Below are 26,224 nucleotides of genomic sequence, written 5' to 3' on the forward strand. Positions count from 1 at the left end.
GCAACGGGGAAACATTAGCACCCACCCCGGCCCAGCCTGAAATCCGCCCCCCTCCCGAAAGATCTCAACCCCCAGGGGGACTCGATCTCTTGCATCCATGAGGCAGGATGGCCCCGCAAACTTCAGATCGGCCTTCAGGGATGGTCAGCATGCGGCGCACGCTGGTGGCGTTCATGGCGACGGCAGTGATCACGCCGCTCGCGCTGTCGGGGTGTGGCGGTGATGAGGACAAAGGCGACAAACCACACGCCTGGGTGGATCCGTCCGCCTCCTCCAGTGCCCAGGCTCCCGTTGTCGAGTCGGCCACCGTGCCGATCAGCCTGGCGGTGACGCCGGCCGCGGGGAAGAGCAACGTGCCGGTCAGCACCGAGATCGGCTTCAAGGTGGCCGGCGCCAAGGTGACGAGCGTCGCACTCAAGGACGCGTCCGGCGCCGCGGTCAAGGGCACCCTGCGCGCCGACGGCTCCTCCTGGGTGCCGAGCACGCCTCTCAAGACCAAGCAGACGTACGCGGCGAGCGTCACCGCCACGAGCGACGGCGGACAGACCAAGACGGCCACCACCAAGTTCACGACGATGGGCGCCCCGGGCAAGAAGACGGGCACCGGCCTTTATCTGTTCGACGGCAAGACGTACGGCGTGGCCATGCCGATCGTCGTCGAGTTCAGCCCGGGCATCAAGAAGGCCGACCGGGCCGCCGTCGAGCGCCGCATGTTCGTCACCACCAGCCCGGCCCAGCCCGGTGTCTGGTCGTGGACGTCGAGCGGCACGCAGGCGTACTACCGCGGTCCTGAGTTCTGGAAGTCCGGCACCACGATCGCGGTCCGGGTCGCCGTCGGTGGCCTGCCGACCGGTGGCGGGCGCTACGGCGACCGCGACCGGAGCGCCACCGCGAAGATCGGCCGGGACTTCGAGATGAAGGTCGACAACGCGAGCAAGAAGATGACCGTGTTGCAGAACGGCAAGACGGTCAAGACGATGCCGGTGAGTCTCGGTAAGAAGAGCACCCCGTCGTCGAGCGGCACCATGGTCGTGATGGACAAGCTGGCCGAGACGGTGTTCGACACCCGGGCCGAGCTCGGCCCGGTGAACGGCTACCGCACCGAGATCCAGTACGCCCAGCGCCTCACCTGGTCGGGTCAGTACATTCACTCGGCGCCGTGGTCGACCGGCGCCCAGGGCAGCCGCAACGTCTCGCACGGCTGTGTGAACGTCTCGCCGTCGAACGCCCGCTGGCTGTTCGACAACACGCTGATCGGCGACCCGGTCACGGTGAAGGGCACCGAGGACAAGCTCGACTACGGCAACGGATGGACGCCGTGGGACGTCAGTTGGGATGAGTTCAAAAAAGGCAGCGCCCTCCCTGTGCCGGAAAGCCTGAAATAGCCGGAGATGTCCGCTCTTAAATCCGGGAGCGGCACGATTCCGGGATTGGTCATGGGGGAAAAACAAAGCAGTATTGGGCGCCGGGGATGACGACGCCGTGAGAGGGACCATGAAGACCTGGGGTATGAAACGCTGGCGACTCGCCGCGATCACTGTGGTCGCGGGAAGCGTGCTGCTGAGCGCGGCCGCCTGCGGCGGGGACGACAAGAAGTCGTCGTCGGCGTGGCAGGGCGCGACGCCCGGCAGCAGCGCGGGCGCGCCCGCGGGTGACTCCCAGTCGGAGGCGCCCAAGCCGAGCACCGTCGCGGTGACCTCGCCGGCCGCCGACGCCAAGAACGTCGTCGCCATCAGCCCGATCAAATACACGACCGAGGACGCCGACGTGACCTCCGTCGCGGTGACCGACGCCGCCGGCAAAGAGGTCGAGGGCACCCTCGACAAGGACGCCAAGACCTTCACACCGGCCAAGGCGCTGTCGTACGGCACCAAATACACCGTCACGGTGACCGGCCCCGAGGCCGAGGGCAAGACCAACACCACCACGAGCACCTTCACCACCATGGCGAAGCCTTCGAAGACGATCCGCGCGACGAGCTTCCTCGGCGACAACCAGACCGTCGGCGTCGGCATGCCGCTGATCATCAAGTTCAACCAGAGCATCCCCGAGAGCTACCGCGACGACGTCGAGCGCCGCATGACGGTCACCGCCACCCCGGCCCAGGAGGGCACCTGGCACTGGACCAGCGCGACCGAGGTGCACTACCGGCCGAAGGTCTACTGGAAGGCCAACTCCAAGGTCTTCTACAAGGTGGCCCTGGGCGGCGTCCCGCTGGGCAACGGCTACTACGGCCGGACCGACATGACCGTCGACCTCAAGATCGGCCGCTCGCTGATCATGACGGTGTCGAACAAGACCAAGCAGATGACGGTCAAGGAGAACGGCAAGGTCATCAAGACCCTGCCGGTCAGCCTGGGCAAGCCCAAGACCCCGTCCTCGAGCGGCACGATGGTCGTCATCGAGAAGAAGAAGCACACGGTCTTCGACACGATGGACGAGCTCGGTCCCGAAGAGGGCTACCGCACGCCGATCGACTTCGCCCAGCGCATCACCTGGTCCGGGCAGTACATCCACGCCGCTCCCTGGTCCGAGGGCAAGCAGGGCAAGGTCAACGTCTCGCACGGCTGCGTGAACGTCTCCGAGGCGATGGGCGCCTGGCTGTTCAACAAGACCCTCATGGGCGACGTGATCACGGTCTCGGGCACCGAGGAGAAGCTGAAGAACGGCAACGGCTGGACCGACTGGAACATGAGCTGGGAAGAGTACAAGAAGGGCTCGTACCTCTAAGGGCAGCGTCGCAAGGGCTCGGCCGTCTTCGGCCGGGCCCTTTTGCTTTTGTACGTCGGTGAGCGCCCCTAATCTGGATGAATGAGACAAATCGCGGGGTGCCTCGCGTTGGCTGCCCTTCTCGTGCCGGCCGGGTGCTCAAGCAAGCCCGCGCCTACGCCGGCCGTGTCGACCGCCGCCACGTCAGCGCCGAGTGCGGCCGCCGAGATCGCCGACGATCCGCCCGGCACGCTGACCTGCACGGCGCTGGCCGCCGCGGTGGCCGACGCCAGTCTCATGCAGGAGGGCGTCGTCGACGGCATCGTGAACGTGAGCGCCACCGCCGACGCGCCGGTGGCTGACGCCGCCCAGGCGCTCGCCGTGGCGTACACCCAAGCAAGCGCAAGCGAGGGCACGGAGAGTGAGCCCGACGCGGTCGCCGCGGTCAGCGCGGCCGCCGCCGATATGGCCCAGGTATGTGCGGACAGCGGGCTACAGACGGTCGGATGAGCGCCCAGACTGCCATTGATGATCGTAAAAGCGGACAAAGAACTCGCCGCTGACCTGCGGAATCAGACGATCGGGCAATGCCTTCCGGCTGTTTCTCCATCTGTAGCGAGAAGGTGACGCTCATGTCTTTCGCGATCACCGGACGACGTGCAAGATGCACTCCCGGAGCGGGGCTCTTAGAAAGGAACCGCGATGGCGCAGATCCATCATTTCGACCACGGGTGGATCACACCGACGGTCAGCTACGTCCTCTCGGTGCTGGGTTCGATGTTGGGTCTGACCTGTGCCGTACGGCTACGCTCGGCAACCGCGCGCGGCGAACGCGCCTGGTGGCTGGTGCTGGCCTCGCTGTCGTTGGGCGGCACGGCGATCTGGAGCATGCACTTCGTCGCCATGATGGGCTTCAAGGTCAACGGCACGCCCATCCGGTACGACGTCGGCCTCACCGCGGCCAGCGCGATCATCGCGGTCGTCGCGGTCGGCGTGGGCCTCACGATCGCGGCGCTCGGCAAGGGCGCTCAGAACTTCCGGATCGTCGCCGGTGGCGTGATCGCCGGTCTCGGCGTGGCCGCGATGCACTACACCGGCATGGCCGCGATGAACCTCAACGGCGACGTCTCGTACGGCATGACGTACGTCGGCCTGTCGATCGGCATCGCGGTCGTCGCCGCGGCGGTGGCGCTGTTCCTCGCGGTCACGGTCCGCCGCCCGCTGGTCATCTTCGCGGCCGCGCTCGTCATGGGCATCGCGGTCAACGGCATGCACTTCACCGGCATGCTCGCGATGTCGGTGGAGACGCACCCGTCCACCGGCGCGCTGCCCGGCGCGACCGCCGGCGGCATGCTGGTCCCGATCGGCCTGGCCGTGGTCTTCGGCATCATCGGCCTGGCGTACGCCCTGATGTCGGCCCCGACCGCCGAGGACCGCGCCGCCGCGGCCTACCTGGCCCAGCGCCGCGAGGAGGCCGCCGCCCGCGTCCCGCAGCAGGCGACCGGCCCCGAGCGGGCCGGCGGTCTGAGCTCCGGAGCCTGGACCTACCGGGACCGCTCGTCCCGCTGATCCCACCCTGGCCGGCTGTCCCCCCGGCCGGCCACTGAGAAAGCCGGCGCCTCGGCGCCGGCTTTTTCTGTGCCATTTGTCTCCGGGCAACTACTTGCCCTTTCCGCGTAGCGACGCGTGACGATCGAACGCGTTTTGCGAGGGTGGGGCCTTGCTGGGCGGTTCTGATCACGGAGCGTGCCCGGGGTCATGACGCTTCGACCTTGTTGATCTTCGCTTTTCCTTACTGTTCCGAGCGCTGATCCCCTTCCCGTCGATCGCGGAGATGATCATGGCCGATTGTTACAACCAAAGGCGGTTAGCCTCTTTCCTCGACGGCGGGTGGGCTCGACGGAAGAGGCAGAGCGACATGGGCGTGGGCATCCTGGGAACCGGCTCCTACCTGCCGGTTGAGGTAGTCACCAACGAAGATCTGGTGCGCCGGGTGCCGGACGCCGACCCCGCGTGGGTCAGCCGCAAGACCATGATCGAGGCCCGTCGTTTCGCCGCCCCCGACGAGGCGGCCTCGGACCTGGCGGCCAAGGCCGCGGTCCAGGCCCTGGAGGCCTCCGGGCTCGAGGCGGTGGACATCGACTACCTGATCGTCTCCACGTCCACCGGTGACTCTCCGCAGCCGCCGACGTCGACGCTCGTCCAGGAGAAGATCGGCGCCGACCGGGCCGCCTGCTTCGACATCAACGTCGTCTGCGCCGGCTTCGTCTTCGGCGTCGCCCTGGCCAACAGCCTCATCGCCACCAGTCCCGGCGCCAAGGTGCTGGTGATCGCGACGGACATCTACTCGCGCATCCTCGACTTCGGCGACCGACGCACGGCCGTCCTGTTCGGCGACGGCGCCGGCGCCGCGGTGATGGGCGCCGTCCCCGACGGCTACGGCCTGCTCGACCTGGAGCTGGTGTCGCGCGGCGAGGCGAACGAGCTGATCCACGTGCCGGCCGGCGGCAGCCGCCTCCCGGCGTCGGCCGAGACGGTGGCGAACGGCGACCACTACTTCAAGATGAACGGCCGCGGCGTCCGCGAGTTCGTCAACAGCGGCGTCCCGCCGGCGTTCGAGACGCTGCTGAAGCGGGCCGGCGTCGCGGTCGACGAGGTCGACCACTTCGTGCCCCACCAGGCGAACGGCGTCATGCTGGCCGAGCTGGTCGAGGCGACCGGCCTGACCGCGGCCACCACCCACCTGACGCTCGACCGCTACGGCAACGTCGGCAGCGCCTCGGTGCCGGTGACGTTGGACGACGCGGCCCGCAAGGGCGCGCTGAAGGACGGCGACGTCGTCCTCATGGCCGGCTTCGGCGGCGGCATGTCGGTGGGCGCCTGCCTGCTGCGCTGGAAGGCGCCTACTTCGGCTGGATCAGCCAGTTCCACGCCTTCTTGAGCGTGTTCCGCAGCCCTTCATCGGCGACGGACGCGGACGGGTCCTCGCTCGGTTCGGGCAGTTCGGTGGCCGGCACGGCAATGATCACCCCGTGCTCGAAGAGCCCGTCGACCTGCGCCGCGGGCGCGAACCGGTGCCCGTTCCCGGTGTCGATGACCAGCCCGTGGAACACGTCCTGCTGATCGTCGGAGAGCACGTGCTCGACGGTGCCGGCCTTGGCGCCCGACCGGTCGTAGACGGCGGTGCCGTCCTTCAGCACGAGATAGGCGACAGGCGCACCGAGATCCTCGGGTGCTTGGTTTTCGGTCATGTGCCCCCGATACCCGGGGGCGGGAGCCGTTAAGCCTGGCCGGCCTGCGGCAGGCTGGCCACCTCACGGTAGAACCGGTTGATCAGCTGCACTGTGCTCTCGAAATCATCGAGCCCGAACGGCTTGGTCACGTAGGCGTTGGCCCGATGCTGATAGCTGGCCACGATGTCTGGAGCCGCGCCCGAGGTGGTCAGGATGACCACCGGGATCGCCTTGAGCACATCATCGCTCTTGATGGCGGCGAGCGTCTCCCGCCCATCCATCCGCGGCATGTTGAGATCGAGCAAAATGAGATCGGGCCGGTGCGCTTGCTCGTACGGACTCTGCCGGCGCAGATAGTCCAGCGCTTCCCGCCCGTCGGCCACCCGATCGACGGACGCGCTGGTGTCCGCCGTCTCCAACGCCTCAGAAATCATGAGAGCGTCGGCATCATCGTCGTCAACGACGAGGATCTGCAGACTGCGCACGGAAGCCCCTTTGTTTGCCGTCCCGCAAGCATAGGGGTACCTGCCCCGTCCAACTACTGCCGGGCGACTGAAATCCTACTCACTCAGTTCCCTTCACGGATGACCTTTACGAGCCCGCCGCCGCGAGTCTCGGCCACCCTCTTCGGCAGCTTCCTCACCGCCACCTTTGACTTTCGCCGCGGCGGCGCGGGCGCGAGCTTTGACCGCCGCGGCCCCCGCCTCAACCTTCTCTTTGGCCGCGTGGGCTCCGGCCTCAACTTTCTCGGCCGCCGCATGAGCCCCGGCCTCAACTTTCTCCTTGGCCGCGTGCGCTCCGGCCTCAACTTTCTCCTTGGCCGCGTGGGCTCCGGCCTCAACTTTCTCGGCTGCCGCGTGCGCGACCTTGGCCGCCGCTGCCTGCGTCCCCGCCTTGACCTTCGCGGCGACCGGTCCGGCCTTGGTCAAGCTCTCCTCATCCGAACCCTCAACCTCCACGTCCGCCGCGGGCGTCCCACTCGCGTCCGCCGCAGTTCGCCGCTGCTCTCCGCCGGCTAAGTCTTTTTCCGTCGGCTGACCAGCCTCAACACGCGTGTCTTGAGAGTTGGCAAGCCGGCTGATCACTGGCGTTCCCCCGCCGTTGGCGCCATCAGCCCTCTTCCCGTCTCCCGACACTTCGACATCGGCCGCCGGAGCAGCTCCGAGCGGCGCCTCGTCGCCACTCACGACCCTTCCAGCCGCGGACTCACCGGTAGACGGCAGCGCCTGGTCGGCGTCTCCCGCTGTCGGCGTCGCACGCTCGGAGGTTCCTTCCAGCGGCATCGCGCCCTCCGCCGTTCCCGGGGTCGGCGTCTTGGAGTCTTTTGTCGCCGACGGCACCTTCTTCGACGGTGTTGCCATCTTCTTGGCCCCGCCCTTCACCGACGTCGCGGCCGAGGCGATCGCCGGCCGGTCAGCCGCCTTCTTGGGACCGCCGGTCAACGGCGTCCCCACCTTGCCGGGCTCAGCGACGGACGACGGCGACGCCCTCTTCTTGGAACCGGCCACCGATGGTTTCGCCACCTTGACAGCCTCACCAGAGGCCGACGGTTTCTCCTCGGAGCCGGCTGCCGTGTCCGCCGGCTCGGCAGCCGCCGGTGTCGCCGTCTTCCCGGAGCTGATCGCCGGCGGCAACGCCGATTCCCCGACCGCTGGCGGCGCCGTCGTCTTCCCAGAGTCGACCACCGGCGGTGTTGCCGGTTTCTTGGCGCTGATCGCTGGGCGTGGCGTGGTCTTCCCGGAGTCGATGGCGGCAGGTGTTGCCGGTTTCTCGGGGCTGATCGCTGAGGGCGCCGACGTCTTGCCGGAGTCGATTGCCGAGGGCGTTGCCGTCTTGCCGGAGTCGATCGCTGGGGCAGTTGCCGTCTTCTTAAAGTCGATCGCGGGAGGTGTTGCCGACTTTCGGGAGCTGATCGCTGGGGGTGCCGTCGTCTTGCCGGAGTTGATTGCCGAGGGCGTTGCCGTCTTCCCGGAGTCGATCGCGGGAGGTGTTGCCGACTTCCGAGAGCTGGTCGCTGGGGGCCTCGCCGATTTTCCGGAGCTGGTCGCCGACGGTGTGGGCGACTCCTCGGCGGTGATCGCTGAGGGCGTTGGGCGTTTCGTGGTGTCGGCTTTGGGCGATGTGGCGGCCTTTGTCGTGCGAGGTTCGATCGCTGCGGGAGGGGTGGGCGGACCGGGTTCGTCCGGGGCCTCCGCGAACCACTGACGGACCTGGCTGGGGGACACGTCGAAGCCCGTGGCGCGGGCGCCGGACCAGTTGACGCCGACCAGCATGCCGTCGCGTTCCATGCGGTCGAGCCAGCCGGACAGCCACTCCTCGACCTCGACTTCGACCACCTCGAAGCCCTGGTACGCCGGAACCTGCCCCACCACGCGGCTGGCCCGGGTCGCCTTGGACCAGAAGGGCACAGTACGCATCCCGTCGGCCCCCGCCGGCGCGGGAAGTCCTTCGGCATCGCGAATCGAGAAGACACGCCCCTCGCGACCCGCCTCCCGGCGAAACGCCGCCCGGTGGGCTCCGCTGAGCGACATCCGTGGCTCTCCCTCCTGCTTGTACGCCTCCATCGTGTCGCATCAGGCACTTTCGAGTGGGTTCGACCCACTATTTAGACCTTAGGGGGAGTTGCCCCAGGCATCAGACATCCACTGACGCCTCTTGTCTCCCGCTCGCGCCGGCCGCCGGGCACACGATTGCCGGGACGGCCGAACCCGCGCCGTTCCGGGACGCGTGCCTCGCACCGCCCCGCGTCCCCGTGCCGGGCTGGCGGCCGGACACATGGTTGCCCACGCGGAGCAGCGGCGGCACGAGGCGCGAGGCGATGCTGCGGGCCTATGAGGCTTCGTGTCGACACCCCTGCCGCGCGCTGTTTCCTACCGGTTCGCGCGGTCGCGGCGATTTATGGGTGCCTGGACATTCGTGATCTTTGCTGAGTGGGGGAGCGGTGGAATGTGAAGCCGCTGATGGGCGGGGGTTTCGCATTGCTATATCGCCATATTGCATTTGCGTGAAGGCAAGGATTCGGGTGGATGAGGGAGATCAGCTTTTCGGACGATCATGGCTAAACATTTTGTACAAGAAAGAGGAATTTGGGCCGAAACGCGGATGAAAGGCGGCGCGGGGGGCTCCGGTGGCCATATTGTCCGGTTTGTCGGTTAGTACCTGAGGCTGACACTTACCAGTCACTGGAGGAAGTAATGAACAAGAGTCGGCGCATCGGAGCGCTTGTGGCGATGGCCGGCGCGGCCGTCAGCGTGGCCACCGTGACTGTGGCGGCGCCCGCCGTCGCTGCTGAGCGGGGGCCGCAGCCGGTCACCAGTTGGCTGCGGGCGGTTCGGGCGGACACTGACACTGAGGTCAAGGTGTACTGGCGGACCGACCGGCGGATCTGTGACGCCGAAGTTCGGGTCAGCGCCCGCGATGTCGACGTGGACTACCCGGGGCGCAGCCGGTTCGCCACGTTCTCGCGTGGGGACAGCCTGCGGCCGGGGCGTTCGGACTATGTCGAGTTCGACGTCAACCCCGACTTCGACCGGGCCGGCGTCGCCCGCCTGCGCACCACCATCTCGTACGACGACTGTGGCCGGCGTGCCCGCACGCAGGTCCGCACCTTCATGCTGACCCTGCCGGTCCTGCGCAACGACCGGCCCAACCGCCCGGGCGACAACAACGGCCGCCCCGGCGACAACAACGGCCGCCCTGGCGACAACAACGGCCGCCCTGGCGACAACAACGGGCGACCCGACCGGCCTGGCGACAACAACGGACGGCCCGGCGACAACAATGGGCGACCCGACCGCCCCGGTGACAACAACGGGCGACCCGACCGCCCCGGTGACAACAACGGCTGGCCGAGCCGCCCGACCGCCACGCCGACCATGACCGCGAGCCCGACCGCGACCGCCAGCCCGACGGCGACCGCCACCGCCACCACGACGGCGACCGCCACGCCGAGCCCCACCGGCACGCGCACCCGCGGCCCCGGCGGTCACCACGACCGCTGACCAGCACGTGCTCCCGGCCTCCAGGCCGGGAGCACGACCCTGGTGAAGAGCGAGGACACACACCGGCCGCAGCACTCGCAGGGAGCGCGAGGAAAGACGGCCCGAGGCCGGCGAAGCGGAACTGGTCGGAAATTCCGTACCTCTGGGTGAAGCTCTTGAATCATCTAGCCTGATCAAGCGGCGCGAAAGTCATGCGCCGGGACATAGTGGCGCTTGCGCGCCCGACCGATACACGGGGCGACATCGAGCGCCCAAGTAACGCGGCGGAAAGCCGGACATAGCAGCGCCCGACCGGTTGACGACCGGCCGGGCGTGATTTTTTCTAGGCCGCGACCTGGCGGACCGACATGATCTGGCCGGCCGGGTCGGTGATGACCAGCTCCAGGGCTCGCGAGATCAGGTTCGGGTCGAAGGTCGAGCCGTGGAACGTGGCCTCCAGGTGGAGCACGCCGTTCATCTCGCTCGTCGTCAGCGTGACGCCCTCGGGGCTGTTCAGCGTGGGCACGCTCAGGTTGACCCGCCACTCCGGGCCGACCGACCACGGCAGGTCGCCGAGCAGGTCGTGGCGGCCCTGGTTGCTGAAGGTCAGTCTCGGGCGGGGCGGGATCGGGAGCTCCGAGGGGTACGGGTCGGGCATGCCGGGCGCGCCGTCGAGCGCGATCTTGCCTTCGCGCAGCACCATCATCGTCAGGATGCGGCCCGTGGCCAGCTCGTGCTTGATCGTCGTGTGCACCGACAGCGGGTCCATCATGTCGGCCGGTGAAAGGTAGGGCCCCATGCAGAAGTTGCTGTCGATCCGGACGTCCTTGTCCAGGTAGCGACGGCCGTCGGCGAGGAACGTGGCGCCGCTCGTGTCCGGTTTGAGGCCCAGGTTGTAGAGCGCCGCCGTGAACGCCGCGAACGTGATGGCCGACGTCGTGACGCCCGGCGCGTACTCGTCACGCCATTTGCGCATCTCTTTCAGCGCCGTCGCCGAGCGGGCCGTGCGGACCGTCAGGTTCGGCTGCCATTTGCGCATCCGGGTCTCCTCCGGCTCCGGCGGGCGGGCGAAGCTGATGCCCTCCTTCCACCGGGTCGGCTTGGTGCCGAACTGTTTCCACCAGGCCTTGGGCAGCGCCATCCGGTTGCGCTCGAGCGGCGGGATCACCGCCGCCCGGCCCTGGCTGGCCGCCAGGACCAGTTCGTGGACCAGCGAGTTCACCGGGCCGGCGTCGCCGTAGGCGTGCGAGACCTTGATCGCGACGTAGCCGGCGCCGACCAGGATGCGGATCGGGTGGACGCCGCGCGGCTCGGACTGGAGCTTGCGGGTCATGCCGTCCATGTCGAGCGACCAGTCGCCCGAGTCCTGCACGGCGCGGTGCACGAACTGGGCGAACTCGGCGCCGTTCATGTGTTCCCAGCGGGCCCCGACCCGGTCGAGCTTGGAGACGGCCCGGTGCTTGGGGTCGGCCGCGTGCAGGCCGATCAGCGCCTTGCGCATGCCGTCGACGGTCACGCCGTAGACCGGGCCGACCGTGCGGATGTACTCCAGCGGGAGCCAGGCGCGTTCGTGCAGCGTCATGGTCGTGGTGTTGGCGGTGTCGCCGCGGCGCCGGCCGTTCGTGAAGACGACCCGCAGGACCGTGGGCGCTACGCAGGCGGCCTCGATCCACAGGACGACGGCGAACCAGGCCACGAGGTCGGTGAGGCCGCCGTGCGAGCCGCCGTACCAGGCCGCGCCCAGCTCGGCGGCGCCCGCGACGAGCGCGAACAGGCCGGCCCCGCGCACCCTGTTGTGCACCCGGGAGATGGCCAGGAAGAAGTGCAGGAAGACGAAGGGGATGTACGTCAGGGCGAGCAGCCGCAGCGCGTCGCCGGCCGTGTCCGCGTACGACGCGCCGAAGACCGACATGATCGGGTTGGCCAGGACCACGACCAGCAGGGAGCCCGGCAGGCCGACGCCGAGACAGATCAGCAGGCCGACCCGGACCTTCGACTGAAGGGCCTTGCGGTCGCCGCTGGCCACCGCGAACAGCGTCAGCGCGACGTTGCCGGGGATCATCGAGAGCATCGACAGGACCATGAACGCGGTGTAGAACGCCGCGTTGGCCGAGGCCGAAAGTACCGCCGTGACCAGCAGCGGCATGGCCGCGCGGGGCAGGTAGCTGGCCAGGTTGAGCAGGTTGTGGTCGAACGTCGCCCGGCCCCGGCCCTTGAGCAGCGAGAGCCGCGGGCGCAGCGAGTCGATCATCTGCCGGCGGCGCAGCGCCCCGCCCAGGATGGCGGTGGAGAGCACGATGCCGGCGACCCAGGTGAGCAGCAGCTCGTTGCCGGTGAGGGTGATCGGCGCGAGGGCCAGGCCGGCCAGCAGCACCAGCTTGATCGCCGCGAACCACGCGTTGCGCATGAGCTGCAGGGGGCCCTTGAGCAGGCCGACCAGCGCCTCGTCGAGCACCAGCGTGATCGAGTTGACGGCGATGCCGACGATGAGCAGCACCGTGCCGATCTGTCCGCCCAGGGCTTCCTGGAGTCCGGGGATCCAGAGCTGGGCGACCGCGACGTAGGCGATGCCGCCGACCGTGGCCGCGGCGCCCGCGATCAGCAGGCAGGTGGAGATCAGCTCCCATTTGGGGCCGCGCAGCTGCGACAGGTCGGAGATCAGCATGGTGCCCATGCCGAACATGCCGATGGTGCCGATCAGCGTCATGGCGGACACCGCGGCCGAGGCCTGTCCGACCGCGTCGGGCGACGCGGCGCGGGCGGCGACCCACCAGAAGACGAACCCGAGCAGCGACGTGATGGCCGTCGTGGCGATCAGCGAGCCGGCGTTCAGAAAAAGATCGACGTGCCCCTTGAGGGCGGTCAGCACACCGTTGCGGCGCTTCGCCGGCATCGGCGAAGGCGCGATGACCTGTGTCGCGGTCACACAGCCTCCCCACCAGTACGACTTTTCGACGATAGTGATCCGCCGGCGAGTCCGACCAGGGGTGACTGGTCCGTTTTCTCCGTACTGTCCGGAGTGGAGGACTGACCCTTTCGGGTGATCTTGTTACAACCAGCCCGCCCGCTTGAAACGCCAGTAGAGACCGCCGCAGGCCAGCGCGATGACCGCGATGGTGGTCCAGAAGCCGTACCGGGAGTCGATTCCGGGCATGTCCGCGAAGTTCATCCCGTAAATCCCGGCGCCGACGGTCGGCACGGCCGCGATGGCGGCCCACGCCGCGATCATCCGCATGTCGTCGTTCTGCGCCATCGTCACCTGGGTCAGCCGCGCCTGGAGCACGGAGTCGATCAGGTTGTCGAAGCCGTTGATCCGGTCCGTGGCCCGGGCCAGCCGGCCGCGCACGTCGACGAAGTACGGCTGGAGGGCGGTCGGCGGGGTGATCTGCGTGAGCGGCTCGGTCAACGGCAGCACGGCCCGCTTGAGCTCGACCATCTCGCGCTTGAGCTGGTAGAAGTGCGCCACCTCGGCCGAGCGGCGCGCCTCGAAGGTCTCCTCCTCGAGCCGTTCCAGGTCGCGTTCGACGTCGGCCGACACCGAGAGGTAGTCGTCGACCATCCGCCCGGCGATGGCGTAGGCCACCGCCCACGGTCCATGCCTGAGCAGGGCGGGACGCTTTTCGACCTCTTTGCGTACGCCCCAGAGCGCACCCGCCGCGCCGTGCCGCACGGTGATCACGAAGGACGGGCCGATCAGCAGCGTGATGTCCCCCGTGTCGACCACCTCCGAGGTGGCGGTCAGCTGGTCGTGCTCGACGTAGCGCGCGGTGCGCAGCACCAGCCGGGTGACCTCGCCGATCACCTCGACGCCCGGCCGGTGGCCGCCCTCCACGGTCTGCTCGACGACCAGCTCGTGCAGGCCGAACGCCCGGGCGACCTCGCGCATCGTGGCCTGGTCGGGCTCGTGCAGTCCGAGCCAGAGGAACCCGCCGCGGGGGATCCGGGCGTCGCTGTAGCGCACCGTGCCCGGTTTGCGGGCCCCGGCGGCGTAGATGGCGCAGTCGACGACGGCGTCCGGATTGCCCCGGCGTTGCTGGGGGACCTGCGGGCGGGGGTTGAGGCCCTCGATGAGCCGCCCCAGCGCCCTCGGAAGAATCTCCGCGACCGGTTTGCCCCCGCGCCGCCGCCATCGGAACATCCGCCGACTTTAGTCGGAGCGCCGCATGGCTCGTACACCCACGAGGAGCCCGATCGCGGCGACGGCCGCGGCGGCGATCACACCGCCGAGCGTGCTCGTCGCCCAGATGTCGCCGTTGAACAGCGAGCGCTCGGCCTCCACCACATAACTGAGCGGGTTGCCGGCCGCCAGCACGCGCAGCCACCTCGGCCCGTCCTCGATCGGCAGCAGCACCCCGGCCAGCAGCAACAGCGGGAAGAGCAACGTCTGCTGCACGGTCCAGAACAGCCACTCCTGGTTCTTGGAGGCCAGGGCCAGGGTGTACGACAACGCGCCCAGCCCGACGCAGAAGGCGGCCAGGATCACCAGCCCGATCACCGCGCCGGGCAGGCTGAACCGGAACCCGAAGGGCAGGCAGACCACCACGATGAGCGCCGCCTGGGCGAACATCGGGACGATCTCCTTGAACGCCCGGCCGATCAGCAGCGCGGGCCGGCGCAGCGGGGTGACCAGCATCCGCTCGTGCGAGCCGGTCTGAATCTCGAAGAGCAGGTTGGAACCGGTCATCGAGCAGGCGAACAGGCAGGACATGACGATGATGCCGGGCACGAACCACTGGAGCGCGGTCCCGTCGTCGTCCGGCAGCAGCGGGGTGAACAGCGCCAGGAAGACCAGCGGCTGCACCATCGAGAAGATGATCGTGAACGGGTCGCGGAGCAGCGGGCGCAGCTCGCGGCTGAAGACGGTCGACGTGTCGGCGATCAGCGTGGTCATGGCTCAGACCTCCACAAGCTCTTTGTCGTCGGCGGCGGCGCCGCCTTCGCGCAGACTCCGGCCGGTCAGTTGAAGGAAGACGTCGTCGAGGGTGGGCCGGGTCACCTCGATCTCGGCGGCCGGATGACCGGCCGTGCGCAGGTCGTCGAGGATCACGGGCGCGCGGCGCGGCGCGTTCTGAAGACTGAGGCGCACCTGCCGTCCCGTCCGCTCGGCGCGCAGGACACCGGCCGCCCCGGCGGCGTCGGCTTCACTGTCGAAGCCGAGCACGATGCGGTCGCCGACGTGATCGTCCTTGAGCCGCTGCGGGGTGTCGTCCGCGATGATCCGGCCGTGGTCGATGACGATGACCCGCTCGGCCATCGAGTCGGCCTCGTCCAGATAGTGGGTGGTGAGCACGATCGTGGTCTCGTGCCGGGCCCGCAGCGCGAGGATGTGCTCCTGCAGGTTGGCCCGGTTCTGCGGGTCGAGGCCGGTCGACGGCTCGTCGAGGAAGAGCAGCTCGGGGGAGTGGATCAGGCCCATCGCGATGTCGAGCCGGCGCCGCTGGCCCCCGGAGAGGGTGGAGACCCGCCGGTCGGCCACCTCGGCCAGGCCGAGCGACTCGATCAGCTCGGCCGCCCGGGCCCGGGCGTCGCGCACGCTCATCCCGTACGCCCGGCCCTGGCTGATCAGCTCGTCGCGTCCGCGCTGGCTGTGCCCGGCGCCGTTGCCCTGACCTATATATCCGATCCGCAGCCGCACCTCGCGCTGGCGGCGGACGACGTCGAAGCCGGCCACCGTGGCCGTGCCGGCGGTCGGCGGGATGAGTGTGGTGAGCATCCGCAGGGTGGTGGACTTGCCGGCGCCGTTCGGGCCGAGCAGCGCGACGAGCTCGCCGGCCCGGACGGTGAGATCGATGCCGTCGACGGCGTGCACGTCCTTGAAGTGCTTGGTCAACCCTCGTGTCTCAATCATGCTGACAACGCTAGGTTCGTTTGCGGCCACTTCTTGACCTCAATTCGGGGGAGTCTGGATCCATGGCGAACACGAGCGGGCGAATGCTGCGGCTGCTGTCGCTGCTGCAGACGCATCGGTACTGGCCGGGCGCCGAACTGGCGGACCGGCTCGAGGTCAGCCCCCGGACCCTGCGCCGCGACGTCGACCGGCTGCGCGACCTGGGCTATCCGGTCGACGCCGCGCGGGGCGTGGCCGGCGGCTATCAGTTGCAGGCGGGCGCGGCGGTGCCGCCCCTGCTGCTCGACGACGACGAGGCCGTCGCCATCGCGGTCGGGCTCCGGACGGCGGCGGCCGGAGCCGTCGCCGGGTTCGAGGAGACGTCGGTGCGGGCGCTGGCCAAGGTGATCCAGCTCCTGCCGCCGCGGCTGCGCCGGCGCATCGACGCGTTGCGCGCCGTGACCACGCCCGGCCCGCTCGGGGGCGGCCCGGCACTGGACGCGACGGTGCTCACCACCCTGGCCATGGCGTGCCGGGGCGAGGAGCGGCTGCGCTTCGACTACAGCCCTCGCGACGGCGACCCGGCGCCACGCCACGTGGAGCCGCACCGGCTGGTGCCACGCGGCCGTCGCTGGTACCTGATCGCGTGGGACCTCGAGCGGGGGGACTGGCGCAGCTTCCGGGTCGACCGCCTGTCGTCGCCCGCGATGACCGGGGCGCGTTTCCGCCCGCGCGAGATCCCGGGCGGCGACCCGGCGGAGTGGTTGAACTCCCGGATGAAGGCCATCCCCAACCGCTACGAGGTGTCGGTGGTCGTCGAGGCACCGGCCGAGCAGGTACGCACGACGGTGTGGAATTACGGCACCGTGGAGGAGCTCTCGCGCGGCTGCCGTCTGCGCATGAACGTGGACGATCTGGCGTGGCCCGTGATGGTCCTCGGAGTGCTGGGCGCGGCGTTCACTGTCGAGTCACCTCCCGAGCTGCGAGACCACCTGCGCCGCGCGGGCGAGGCGTTGATCGCGGGCTCGATTGTGGACGGATCGGCGCCCCCGTGGCGCCGATCCGCGTGAAGAAACTAGCGGGAACCCCCGACATTTTCCGGCGCTGTATAAGGATCTGCTTATATAAACTTCGACGAAAATGTCATCATCCTTTTCATGACGACGCTTGGTGCGATCTACCTGCCGCAACACCCGCCGGAGGCGCTGCGCGACGTGGCCGTCGCCGCCGACCGGGCCGGCCTCGAAGAGCTGTGGCTCTGGGAGGACTGCTTCCTCAGCGGTGGCGTCTCGGCCTCCGCCGCCGCCCTGGCCTGGACCGACCGGCTGCGCGTGGGCATCGGCATCATGCCGGTCCCGTTCCGCAACGTCGCCGCCACCGCCATGGAGATCGCCACCCTGAGCCGCATGTTCGGTGACCGGGTCCTGCCCGGCATCGGCCACGGCGTCCAGGACTGGATGGGCCAGGTGGGTGCTCGCGCGGCGTCGCCCCTCACGCTTCTGCGGGAGTACGCGTCCGCGTTGCGCTCCCTGCTGCACGGCGAGGAGGTCACGGTCTCCGGTCGCTATGTCCAGCTTGACGCCGTACGTCTCGACTGGCCCCCGACTGTGCGCCCGGATCTCTATGTGGCGGCGACCGGTCCCAAGACCCTCGCGCTGGCCGGCGAGGTCGGCGACGCGACGGTCCTCGCGGGCGGCACGTCACCGGCCGAGGTGGCCAAGGCGCGCGAGCTCACCGGCGCCGAGGGCGGCCTCGTCGTCTTCGTGCCGGCGCTGCCCGGCGACTCGGCCGGCCGGCTGGCCGCCGCGCGCGAGAAATACGGTCACGCCTTCGCCGGTCTCTCGGGCAGCTCGGCCGAGATCGCCGAGGGCGTGGAGTCGTTCGCGGCGGCCGGCGCCACCCAGGTCATCCTCCAGCCGCTCGACGAGGACGACCCTGTCGCTTATGTCCGCTGGGTCGCCGAGGAGGTGCGCCCCCTGGTCGGCTGATTGGCCTATCTTGTCCGATATGCCGATTTCACCGTACGTCCAGAGCCTCCGCGACGACATCGGGCAGCGGCTTCTCCTGCTGCCCGGCGTCACCGCCGTGGTCTTCGACGACCGCGGCCGGGTGCTGCTGACCGAGCGCAGCGACAACGGGCGCTGGGCGCTGATCGGCGGCGTCCTCGACCCGGGCGAGCAGCCGGCCGAGACCGCGGTGCGCGAGGTCTACGAGGAGGCGGCCGTCCATGTCGTGGTCGAGCGCATGACCAGCGTGCTGACCCAGCCGCCGCACACTTACCCGAACGGCGACGTCTGCGAATACGTCGACATCGCCTTCCGCTGCCGGGCCGTCGGCGGCGAGGCGCGGGTCAACGACGACGAGTCGCTGTCGGTCGGGTGGTTCGCGCTGGACGAGCTGCCGCCGCTCGGCGAGCAGGCCCATCGCGTCCTCGAGCTGGCCCTGCAACCCGGCACGGCGACGTCGTACGTCGCTCCCGCCGGCGCCCGGGGGGTCGTCTAGCCTCAGAGTGATCAAGGGAGGCGCGGCGTGACGCGGTACGTGGCTATCGGTGACAGCTTTACCGAGGGGCTCGGGGACGGGCTGCCGGACGGGACCGAGCGGGGCTGGGCCGACCTGGTCGCCTCCGGGCTGGCCGCCGCCGAGGGCAAGCCGGTGCAGTACGCCAACTTCGCCATCCGCGGGCGCCTGCTCGAGCCGATCGTGACCGAGCAGCTCGACGCCGCGCTGGCCCTGTCGCCGCCGCCCACGTTGTTGTCGCTCAACGGCGGCGGCAACGACATGATGCGTCCCGGCGGCGACATGCTCCAGCTGGCCGCGATGACCGAGCGGGCCATTCAGCGTTGTCTGGAGGCCGGCGTCGCCGTCGTGCTGCTCAGCGGGGCCGACCCGTCCGACCGGCTGCCGTTCGGGTCGGCGATGCGGCGCCGCGGCGAGCAGCTCACCAACGCGGTGGCGACGTTCATCGACCGCTACGACATCACCTTCGTCGACGTCTTCCACGACCGGGAGATCCGCCGCGCCGGATATTGGTCGGCCGACCGCCTGCACCTCAACGCCAACGGCCACCGGCGCGTCGCCAGCCTGGTCCTGGCCGCGCTGGGTCACCCGGCCGAGGCCCACGTGATCGACCCCGGGCCGGCCGCGCGCGGCGGCGTCCTGGCCGAGGCGCGCTACTACCGCGAGCACGTCCTGCCCTGGATCAACCGCCGCCTGCGCGGCCAGTCGTCCGGCGACAACCGCACCGGCAAGTACGTCGAGTGGACCGACATCCAGCCCGCTTGATCAGGGCAGCGGGCGGCGCCGGATGTAGTCGTCGTGCCATTCGGCGCCGACCAGGAACCGCTTGACGCCGATCACGTCGAAGCCGTGCTTGGCGTAGAACTTCGCGGCCCGCTGGTTCTGCTGGTTGACGCCGAGCCAGCAGTACTCGGCGCCGGTGGCCGCGGCCTCGGCCAGCGTCGCGGCCATCAGTTCGCCTGCCGCGCCCGAGCCGTGGCGCTCGGAGAGCAGGTAGAACTTCGACAACTCGATGCTGACCTTCTCGTCGACCACGGCCGCGACGTCCTCGTTCTCGATCGGGCCGGCCACCAGCATCGAGTAGCCGACCGGCACGTCGTCCGAGGTCACCAGCAGGACGATCCGGTCCGGGTCGGCCAGATAGCGCCGGAAGCTGCCGGCCGACAGGTGGGTGGCGACGAAGGCCGCGATGTCCTCCGGCTCGGTGCCGGGCGGACAGGCGAGCTTGAATGTCCGGTCGGCCAGGTCGTGCAGCAGTTCGGCGTCCTGAGGCTCGGCCCTACGGGTCGTGATCGACATGGAAAGACAGTTTAGAGTTTCTCGCGTGCGCGCTCCCATGATGAGACAACTCGGCGACGTCATTCCCCTGCCCGCGTCGGTGCGGCCCGACCCGTCGGCCGGCTTCCGGATCGCGCCGGACGTGTCCGTCGGCGCCGACGGCGAGGCCACGGCCGTCGCCGACGAGCTGGCCGGGCTCCTGCGGCAGGCCACCGGATTCGCCGTGCCCCGGGTGAGCGGCGCCGCCCCGATCCACCTGGTCCTTCAGGAGGACGCCGCCAAGTCGCCCGAGCACTACCGCCTCGATGTCACGGCCGGCGGCGTCACGCTGCGGGCGCCCACCGCGCAGGGCCTGTTCGCCGGCCTCCAGACGTTCCGCCAGTTGCTGCCCGCCGAGACCGGGGCCGGTTCGGTGGAGATGCCGGGCGGCCGCATCGAGGACGAGCCCCGCTTCTCGTACCGGAGCACGATGCTCGACCTCGCCCGGCACTTCTACGCGCCGGCCGACCTGCGGTCCTACATCGACACCATCGCGCAGTTCAAGATCAATCACCTGCATCTGCACCTCACCGACGACCAGGGCTGGCGCCTCGAGATCGCCGGCTGGCCGCTGCTCACCGAGGTCAGCGGCGGCGAGGGCACCGGCGTCGACGGCGCCGGGCCCGGCTTCCTGACGGCACGGGAGTACGAGGAGCTGGTCGCCTACGCCGCGACGCGGTTCGTCACGATCGTGCCCGAGATCGACCTGCCCGGCCACGTCAACGCCGTACAGCTGGCCTATCCCGAGCTGACCGCCGACGGCGAGCCCGTCGGGCAGCGGGTCGACGCCGAGGTCGGCTACAGCTCCCTGCCCATCGGCAAGGAGATCACCTACACGTTCGTCGAGGACGTCATCCGTACGGTCGCCGACCTCACCCCCGGCCCGTACCTGCACATCGGCGGCGACGAGGCGTTCTCCACCACGGCCGAGGACTACCGCACCTTCATGTCCCGGGTGCTGCCGCTGGCCGGCAAGTACGGCAAGCGCGCCATCGGCTGGCACGAGATGGCCGCGGTCGATCTGCCCGCCACCGCGATCCCGCAGTACTGGCGGATCGAGCCGGCCGACGACGGCGTCGCCCGCGCGGCCGCGGCCGGCCACCAGGTGATCATGTCGCCGGCCGACCGCAGCTATCTCGACATGAAGTACGACGAGTCGAGCCCGCTCGGCCTCGACTGGGCCGGGCTGGTCAGCGTCGAGCGGTCGTACGACTGGGACCCGGCCGACCGGCTGCCCGGCGTGCCCGAGGAATCGCTGCTCGGCGTCGAGGCCCCGCTGTGGTCGGAGACCCTGCGCAGCCTGTCCGACGTGCAGTTCATGGCCTTCCCGCGACTGCCCGCGATCGCCGAGATCGGCTGGACGCCGAGGGCCGCCCGCGACTGGCAGTCGCTGCGCCGCCGCCTGGCCGCCTTCGCCCCGCGCTGGGAGGCGCAGGGCGTGAACTTCCACCGGTCGGCCGAGATCGACTGGATCTGAGCCCGATCTAGGGGATCACGATGCGCGGCCCGCTGGCGGGCCGCGCCGGGACGCGGCTCAGGTCGATCTTCGCGTTCTGCGGAGGCAGGTAGTAGTCCAGTTTGGCCAGTCGCTGCACCAGGGTGCCCAGCAGCGCGATCGTGATCTTCTCGCCGGGGCAGCGGTGGCCCGTCCGCGGGTCGCCGCCGCCCTGCGGGATCAGCTCGAACTCGCCGACCGGACGGCCGAGGAACCTTTCGGGCCGGAACTCGTACGGCTCGGGCCAGACCCGCGGATCGTGGTGCTGACCGTAGACGTCGAGCAGCACCAGCGCGCCCTTCGGGATCTCGGCCCGCTGGAACACCATGTCGCGCGTGGCCCGGGCGCCGAGGAACGGCGCGAACGGATAGAACCGGCGTACCTCGTGCACGAAGGCCTTGGTGTAGTCGTCGTCGCCGGCGCGCAGCCGGGCCCGGGTGCCCGGCCAGCGGTCGAGCGCGTGCGTGGCGAAGGCGACGAACCACGCCACCGCCGTGGTGGGCCGGATGATGTTGATCAGCTCGACCGCCGCGGTCCGCGCATCGAGCAGGTACCCGTCCTCCAGATGGTGCGCGACCACCGATATCGGCTCCGAGGTGGGGTCGTCACGACGTACGGAATCAATGATCTGAGAGAAACGGCGCTCTTGCCGCCGCCGGGCCGCCAAGGCCCGCGCGAAGCGCGGACCGGCCGAGGCGAAACCATCGACCATGGCGACGAGGTCCCGGGCGTCACGGTCTTCCCGGGGTACGCCGGTCCAGCGCGCGACCGCCTCCGCAAGCACCGAGGCCGACTCGTCGAAGATCGAGAATTCGCCCGTCCCGCGCCGGGCGGCCACCGCCTCGTCGAAGACCTCACCGGTCAGCTTGGCCAGCGTGTCGATGCCGTCGGCGTCCATGAGCAGGGCGACGAACAGGGCCTTGCGCGCCCGGTGGGCCTCGCCGTCGAGCGTGTGCACGCCCGGGCCGAACAGGGTGGCGACGACGGTGGGCGGAAGCGCGTCGTGGCGTTCCAGACTCGCCTCGCCGTAGAAGAAACGGGCCGCGTCGGGGCCGCTGATCGCCACCGCCCGCTGCCCGCCGATCCGCGTCTCGACCGGGCGGCCGTGCCGGCGCCGCCGCAGATCGGGGAGCCAGGCGTATCCCTTGGCCGCGAAGGCGAGGGTCTGATCGGGATGAGCCATGGCGGTCCGTGTCCCCTCTCGTGACGGCGCGAAACCGCCGGCGAAAATCTTCCTTATTTTTCCTCCTGCCGGACTCCGCGTCTGGGGTTTCCGTCATACCCCCGCCCTAGTCTGGGAGCCCGAACGAGCTCGGAGGTGAGAGGTGGGCCGGTCCGCCGCCATGCTGGTCGGCTTCCTGGCGGCCGCGTGGCTCCAGGTCGTCGCGGCGCTGGTGTTCGTGCTGGTGGTGCTCGACCTGCTGCCCGGAACGGTGGCCGTGCAGGTCGCGGTGCCGCTCGCCATCGCCACCGCCGGTCTGCTGTGTTATGCCACGATTCGTGCCCTGCGTCTGCGCCGCCCCACGCCGGCCGGAGTGCCGGTGACCAGGGCGCACGCCCCCGCGCTGTGGGCGATGCTCGACGAGGCGGCGGCCGTCTCGGCCGTGGCGCCGCCCGACGGCGTGACCGTGGTCGCGCCGGCCACCGCCACCCTGGCCGAGCATCCACGCTTCGGCGGCCTGGCCGGCGGGCCGCGCGAGCTCTACCTCGGACTCCCGCTGCTCCAGGCCTGGGACGAGGCCCGGCTGCGCGCGGTGGTCGCCCACGAGCTGGCGCACGGCTCGCCGAAACTGGGCGGCCGCTTCGCCCCGATGGCCCGCCGGGGCCGCACGGCCCTGTCCCGGGTGATCCCGCGCATTCCGGCCCGCAACCCGGCCGGCCCGGTGCTGCGGCTGTGGGCCCGCTGGTTCCGCGCCGTCGACGACCCCCGCGCCCGCGAGCATGAGCTGGCCGCCGACCGGGTGGCGGCCGAGTTCGCCGGCCCGCGCGCGGCGGCCGCCGTGCTGCGCGACGGCCCGGTCCTCGAGGGCATGCAGCAGCTGTTCCACGTCGAATACCTGAGCCCCGGCTGGCAGATGGGCCTGGTCCCCGACGACGTGTTCGGCGGCTTCCTGCGCGTCCTGGCCGCGCGGGCCGAGGAGGCGGCGGTCCTGCGCGCCCGGGGCCCCGAGCAGCCCGGCGAGTGGGACGCCCACCCGCCGACCGCCGAGCGCCTGGCCGCCCTGTCCGCCATCACCCCCGAGGGCCCCGAGCCCGAGTCCCCACCGGCCGGTGCCCTGATCCCCGACCTGCCCGGCCTGGCCCGGGCCCTGCAGGCCGTGTCCTTCCCACCCGCCGGCCGCACGGTCGTGACCTGGGACGAGTTCTTCGGCGCGGCCCGCACCGCCGAGATGGAACGCGAGGCCGACGCCTCGCTGCGAGCCCTGTCCCACGCCGCCGGCGCCCCCGTCCCCGACGCCGACGCCGTCCTGCGCCTGTCCGCCGAGGGCCGCTTGCCCCAGCTCGCCGAGGCCATCCTGGGCGAGCTCCCCTCCGCCGACCCCTCACCCGACACCCCACCCGCCGGTGAGGAGATCGCCGGGCGGGTCACCGAGCTGATCACCCTGTTGCTGGCGCTGGCCGCCCTGCATGGCGGCGCCGCCCGCTGGCGTCACAGCTGGACGGGCACGGCCGAGCTGGTGGCGGCCGACGGATCCCACCTCGACCTGCACGGCCCGGCCGCGCTGGCCGGCGACCCGGCCACGGTCGGCGAGGCCCGTCAGTGGCTGGCCGCCCTCGGCATCGACCTGTCCGCCGGCGACGGCGGCAACGCCCGTCCCGCCACCAGGGTCCCGGTCCTCGGCGGTGTGGTGAACGTCCTGGTCGACGGCGCCCGCACCGACCTCCTGGTCGTCGAGACCGGCCTGGTCCTGGTCCCCGGCCTCCCACGGTCCCGCCACGCCGAGGCCAAGCGCCGTCTGACCCGCCTGGCCTCCGACGGCGTGCTGACCGACGGCTCACCCGCGGCAGCCACATCCCCGGCCGTTCCTTCCCCGGCCGATCCTTCCCCGGCCGGCGCCGTCGCGGCGGATGCTTCTGCGGAAGGGAGTGCGGGTTCCGTCGGGACGCTGATCGCGGAGGATCTGAGCTCGGCGATCCGGTTCGTGCCGTTCGCCGATGTCGCCTCGGCGGCGGCCGTTCGGAACGGGCGGCGGGCGTGGGAGATCGGGCTGCGGCACGGGGGCCGTCTCAGTGTGCGGACGGCGCTCGACTCGGAGGAACTGCCCGGTGGGTGGGCCGCGCTCGACGAGGCGGTGTCGTTCCTCACGCGTACTCGCTGAAAAGGGTGACGGGCCGCACTTTCGTGGAGAACGGCATGACCCACAGTGAACTGTTCCACCCTTGCGGTGCGTGGTAACGGGCACGAGCGTCTCATTCGCGACGGATGAGTGATCCGCCCGTAACTTCGGGTCACAATGACCTTCGCGGGCTGTTCGCTTACCGGTTTCGTAAATGGGTAGATGAGATGCCGGGGTTAGGCGGACGATCCCTTTGACGGCGGGGGAGGCCAGATCATGGAGCGGGGACCGTTGGCGCTCTTCGGAGCGATCATCGCGGTCGGGCTCGGTCCGGCCCTCTGGATGGGTGTCCAGCTCGGCGGCATGCCGACCAGGCCCGGACAGCCGCCCGCCGTGGTCACCGAACAGCGGAAGGTGACGAACGACCAGCTCGTCGGCGGCACCGGGGCGGGCGAGGAGACCAGCGACAGCTCCCCTGTGGACACCGCGCCGCAGGGCAACGTCCTGCCGCTGAACACATCACCGGCGGCCGAGCCCACGCCGACCGCCACCACCACGTCGCCCGAGCCTTCGCCGACGATCACCACGCCGAGCGAGTCCGCCTCGCCCACCGCCACCACCGACGCCCCGGCCACGCCGCCGGTCGAGGCCACCACCCCGGCCGAGACCGAGCCCACCGACACCCCGCCCACCGACGAGACGACCCCGCCGATCGAGGACGACACCGACGACCCGTCGTGGCCGCCCTACCCCGGCGAGGACGACGCCGACGACGGCGGCAACGGCGGCAACGGCGACGGCGGTGGCACGGGTTGGGACGGCGCCGGCAAGGGTGACCGCGCCGACAGCGTGGCCTCGGGCAGGTAGGTGGCCAGCAGGCCGCGGGTGGTCTCGGTGAAGCGGGCTCTCAACTCCGGTGGGTCCAGGACCTCGGCGTCCGCGCCGAGTTTGAGCAGCTCGATGTGGCCGTGCTTGATCGACTCGATCGGGACCTGGGTGATCAGCCAGCCGTTCTCGTCGGGCGGGCCGGCCTCGGCCCGGGCACTTCGCGACATCTCCGGCGGGAACACGAACGCCATCCGGTCGAGGGCCTCGGTGGTCATCCGCACGGTCGCGACCGCGGTGTAGACGCTGCCCTCGTACCGCTCGGTCCACTCCGCCCAGTACTTCGCCAGGTCGAAACCCTCCGGGCGCGAGGCGGGCTCATCGAGCACCTCGGCCGCCAGGATGTTCGACACCCTGTACGCGGTGGTCCGGTCCGCGGAAGCCGCCACCAGATACCACCGGCCCGCCTTCAGGACCACGCCCAGCGGATGCAGGGTGCGGTCCACCTCGCGCGGGGCCTTCCAGCGGCGATAGCGGATCTGGAGGACGTGGCCACCCCAGACCGCCTCGGCCACCGTGGAAAGAAAGGGCGTGGGCTCGTCGGCCCGGAACCAGCCCGGCGCGTCCAGGTGGAAACGTTCCCGCACCCGGTCGGCCCGGTCGGCCAGCTCGCCCGGCAACGACGCCCGGAGCTTCAGCTCGGCCGCCGCCAGGACCGAACCCAGGCCCAGCTCGGCGGCGGGGCCGGGGACGCCGGCCAGGAACAGCGTTCCCGCCTCGTCCGAGGTGAGGCCGGTCAGCCGCGTGCGGTATCCGTCCAGCAGTTGATAGCCACCGGCCGGGCCCCGGTCCGCGTAGATCGGAACGCCGGACGCGCTCAGCGACTCCACGTCGCGGTAGACCGTGCGGACCGAGACCTCCAGCTCGTCCGCCAGGTCCTGGGCCGTCATCCGGCCGCGCGTCTGCAGCAGCAGAAGCAGGGAGACGAGGCGGCCGGCGCGCATGCCGCAAAAATAGCGTTACGGGGGCCCGCGAGGACC

General features: G+C 70.3%; 23 protein-coding genes and 1 pseudogene. 13 read left to right on the forward strand and 11 right to left on the reverse strand.

Going from position 1 to position 26,224, the window contains the following annotated elements:
- The first annotated feature begins 140 nt into the window (after positions 1-140).
- The 5 genes from ACFY36_RS45225 (at position 141) to ACFY36_RS45245 (ending at position 5,650) form a co-directional block, all read left to right on the forward strand.
- Entirely contained in the window at positions 141-1,385 is a 1,245-nt protein-coding gene (locus ACFY36_RS45225) for a L,D-transpeptidase (RefSeq protein ID WP_499752113.1), read from the forward strand.
- A 124-nt stretch (positions 1,386-1,509) separates the two neighbouring features.
- Positions 1,510-2,730 (forward strand): L,D-transpeptidase, encoded by a 1,221-nt coding sequence (locus ACFY36_RS45230; protein WP_499752114.1) that lies wholly within the window; start codon positions 1,510-1,512, stop codon positions 2,728-2,730.
- Positions 2,731-2,811: 81 nt separating this feature from the next.
- Positions 2,812-3,219, forward strand: coding sequence for a hypothetical protein (locus tag ACFY36_RS45235; protein WP_499752115.1), 408 nt, complete (start codon positions 2,812-2,814; stop codon positions 3,217-3,219).
- 192 nt (positions 3,220-3,411) lie between these two features.
- Positions 3,412-4,278 carry an MHYT domain-containing protein gene (locus ACFY36_RS45240; RefSeq protein ID WP_499752116.1) on the forward strand — a complete coding sequence of 289 codons (867 nt, stop codon included), beginning with the start codon at positions 3,412-3,414 and terminating at the stop codon, positions 4,276-4,278.
- A 349-nt stretch (positions 4,279-4,627) separates the two neighbouring features.
- The gene (locus ACFY36_RS45245; protein ID WP_499752117.1) at positions 4,628-5,650 is read left to right on the forward strand and encodes a 3-oxoacyl-ACP synthase III family protein; all 1,023 of its coding nucleotides are present in this window, start codon (positions 4,628-4,630) and stop codon (positions 5,648-5,650) included.
- Here ACFY36_RS45245 and ACFY36_RS45250 read toward each other — a convergent pair.
- From ACFY36_RS45250 to ACFY36_RS45260, 3 genes are all read right to left on the reverse strand, one after another.
- Positions 5,613-5,960, reverse strand: a complete 348-nt coding sequence (locus ACFY36_RS45250) for a PRC-barrel domain-containing protein (RefSeq protein WP_499752118.1) — start codon at positions 5,958-5,960, stop codon at positions 5,613-5,615. The genes ACFY36_RS45245 and ACFY36_RS45250 overlap by 38 nt on opposite strands.
- Before the next feature lie 29 nt (positions 5,961-5,989).
- Positions 5,990-6,427, reverse strand: a complete 438-nt coding sequence (locus ACFY36_RS45255; protein WP_499752119.1) for a response regulator — start codon at positions 6,425-6,427, stop codon at positions 5,990-5,992.
- A 93-nt stretch (positions 6,428-6,520) separates the two neighbouring features.
- Positions 6,521-7,225 (reverse strand): hypothetical protein, encoded by a 705-nt coding sequence (locus ACFY36_RS45260; protein WP_499752254.1) that lies wholly within the window; start codon positions 7,223-7,225, stop codon positions 6,521-6,523.
- A gap of 31 nt (positions 7,226-7,256) precedes the next feature.
- On the opposite strand from ACFY36_RS45260, the gene ACFY36_RS45265 reads away from it, so the two are divergent.
- On the forward strand, positions 7,257-8,147 hold the full coding sequence (locus ACFY36_RS45265) for a hypothetical protein (protein WP_499752255.1): 891 nt from the start codon (positions 7,257-7,259) through the stop codon (positions 8,145-8,147).
- An 11-nt stretch (positions 8,148-8,158) separates the two neighbouring features.
- Here ACFY36_RS45265 and ACFY36_RS45270 read toward each other — a convergent pair.
- A pseudogene (locus ACFY36_RS45270) lies at positions 8,159-8,506 on the reverse strand (DUF2750 domain-containing protein); the annotation flags it as partial.
- Between the two features lie 630 nt (positions 8,507-9,136).
- Here ACFY36_RS45270 and ACFY36_RS45275 point away from each other — a divergent pair.
- A complete protein-coding gene (locus ACFY36_RS45275; RefSeq protein WP_499752120.1) occupies positions 9,137-9,943 on the forward strand; it encodes a hypothetical protein in 807 nt (268 codons plus the stop codon).
- Positions 9,944-10,265: 322 nt separating this feature from the next.
- Here ACFY36_RS45275 and ACFY36_RS45280 read toward each other — a convergent pair whose 3' ends face one another.
- The 4 genes from ACFY36_RS45280 to ACFY36_RS45295 all read right to left on the reverse strand — a co-directional run bounded on the left by ACFY36_RS45280 (position 10,266) and on the right by ACFY36_RS45295 (position 15,770).
- Entirely contained in the window at positions 10,266-12,848 is a 2,583-nt protein-coding gene (locus tag ACFY36_RS45280) for a lipopolysaccharide biosynthesis protein (protein ID WP_499752121.1), read from the reverse strand.
- Between the two features lie 123 nt (positions 12,849-12,971).
- Positions 12,972-14,060, reverse strand: a complete 1,089-nt coding sequence (locus tag ACFY36_RS45285) for a magnesium and cobalt transport protein CorA (protein ID WP_499752122.1) — start codon at positions 14,058-14,060, stop codon at positions 12,972-12,974.
- Between the two features lie 9 nt (positions 14,061-14,069).
- Positions 14,070-14,813 carry an ABC transporter permease gene (locus ACFY36_RS45290; protein ID WP_499752123.1) on the reverse strand — a complete coding sequence of 248 codons (744 nt, stop codon included), beginning with the start codon at positions 14,811-14,813 and terminating at the stop codon, positions 14,070-14,072.
- A gap of 3 nt (positions 14,814-14,816) precedes the next feature.
- A complete protein-coding gene (locus ACFY36_RS45295) occupies positions 14,817-15,770 on the reverse strand; it encodes an ABC transporter ATP-binding protein (protein WP_499752124.1) in 954 nt (317 codons plus the stop codon).
- A 62-nt stretch (positions 15,771-15,832) separates the two neighbouring features.
- Between ACFY36_RS45295 and ACFY36_RS45300 the strand changes: the two genes are divergently transcribed.
- The 4 genes from ACFY36_RS45300 (at position 15,833) to ACFY36_RS45315 (ending at position 19,034) form a co-directional block, all read left to right on the forward strand.
- Positions 15,833-16,819, forward strand: a complete 987-nt coding sequence (locus ACFY36_RS45300; protein ID WP_499752125.1) for a helix-turn-helix transcriptional regulator — start codon at positions 15,833-15,835, stop codon at positions 16,817-16,819.
- 87 nt (positions 16,820-16,906) lie between these two features.
- Positions 16,907-17,737 carry an LLM class flavin-dependent oxidoreductase gene (locus tag ACFY36_RS45305; protein ID WP_499752126.1) on the forward strand — a complete coding sequence of 277 codons (831 nt, stop codon included), beginning with the start codon at positions 16,907-16,909 and terminating at the stop codon, positions 17,735-17,737.
- A 19-nt stretch (positions 17,738-17,756) separates the two neighbouring features.
- Positions 17,757-18,251, forward strand: coding sequence for an NUDIX hydrolase (locus ACFY36_RS45310; protein ID WP_499752127.1), 495 nt, complete (start codon positions 17,757-17,759; stop codon positions 18,249-18,251).
- A 27-nt stretch (positions 18,252-18,278) separates the two neighbouring features.
- Entirely contained in the window at positions 18,279-19,034 is a 756-nt protein-coding gene (locus ACFY36_RS45315; protein WP_499752128.1) for an SGNH/GDSL hydrolase family protein, read from the forward strand.
- On the opposite strand, the gene ACFY36_RS45320 is transcribed toward ACFY36_RS45315, so the two are convergent.
- The gene (locus tag ACFY36_RS45320) at positions 19,035-19,568 is read right to left on the reverse strand and encodes a GNAT family N-acetyltransferase (RefSeq protein ID WP_499752129.1); all 534 of its coding nucleotides are present in this window, start codon (positions 19,566-19,568) and stop codon (positions 19,035-19,037) included.
- A gap of 25 nt (positions 19,569-19,593) precedes the next feature.
- Between ACFY36_RS45320 and ACFY36_RS45325 the strand changes: the two genes are divergently transcribed.
- Positions 19,594-21,063, forward strand: a complete 1,470-nt coding sequence (locus ACFY36_RS45325) for a beta-N-acetylhexosaminidase (protein ID WP_499752130.1) — start codon at positions 19,594-19,596, stop codon at positions 21,061-21,063.
- Between the two features lie 7 nt (positions 21,064-21,070).
- Here the strand turns inward: ACFY36_RS45325 and ACFY36_RS45330 are convergent, their stop codons facing one another.
- Entirely contained in the window at positions 21,071-22,264 is a 1,194-nt protein-coding gene (locus ACFY36_RS45330; RefSeq protein ID WP_499752131.1) for a cytochrome P450, read from the reverse strand.
- Between the two features lie 142 nt (positions 22,265-22,406).
- On the opposite strand from ACFY36_RS45330, the gene ACFY36_RS45335 reads away from it, so the two are divergent.
- Complete coding sequence (locus tag ACFY36_RS45335) at positions 22,407-24,401, forward strand: M48 family metallopeptidase (RefSeq protein WP_499752132.1); 1,995 nt, start codon at positions 22,407-22,409, stop codon at positions 24,399-24,401.
- A gap of 704 nt (positions 24,402-25,105) precedes the next feature.
- On the opposite strand, the gene ACFY36_RS45340 is transcribed toward ACFY36_RS45335, so the two are convergent.
- Positions 25,106-26,188, reverse strand: a complete 1,083-nt coding sequence (locus ACFY36_RS45340) for a helix-turn-helix transcriptional regulator (RefSeq protein ID WP_499752133.1) — start codon at positions 26,186-26,188, stop codon at positions 25,106-25,108.
- Positions 26,189-26,224 lie beyond the last annotated feature (36 nt).

It is taken from the genome of Actinoplanes sp. NPDC000266 (genome assembly GCF_042899005.1).
Classification (GTDB): domain Bacteria; phylum Actinomycetota; class Actinomycetes; order Mycobacteriales; family Micromonosporaceae; genus Actinoplanes.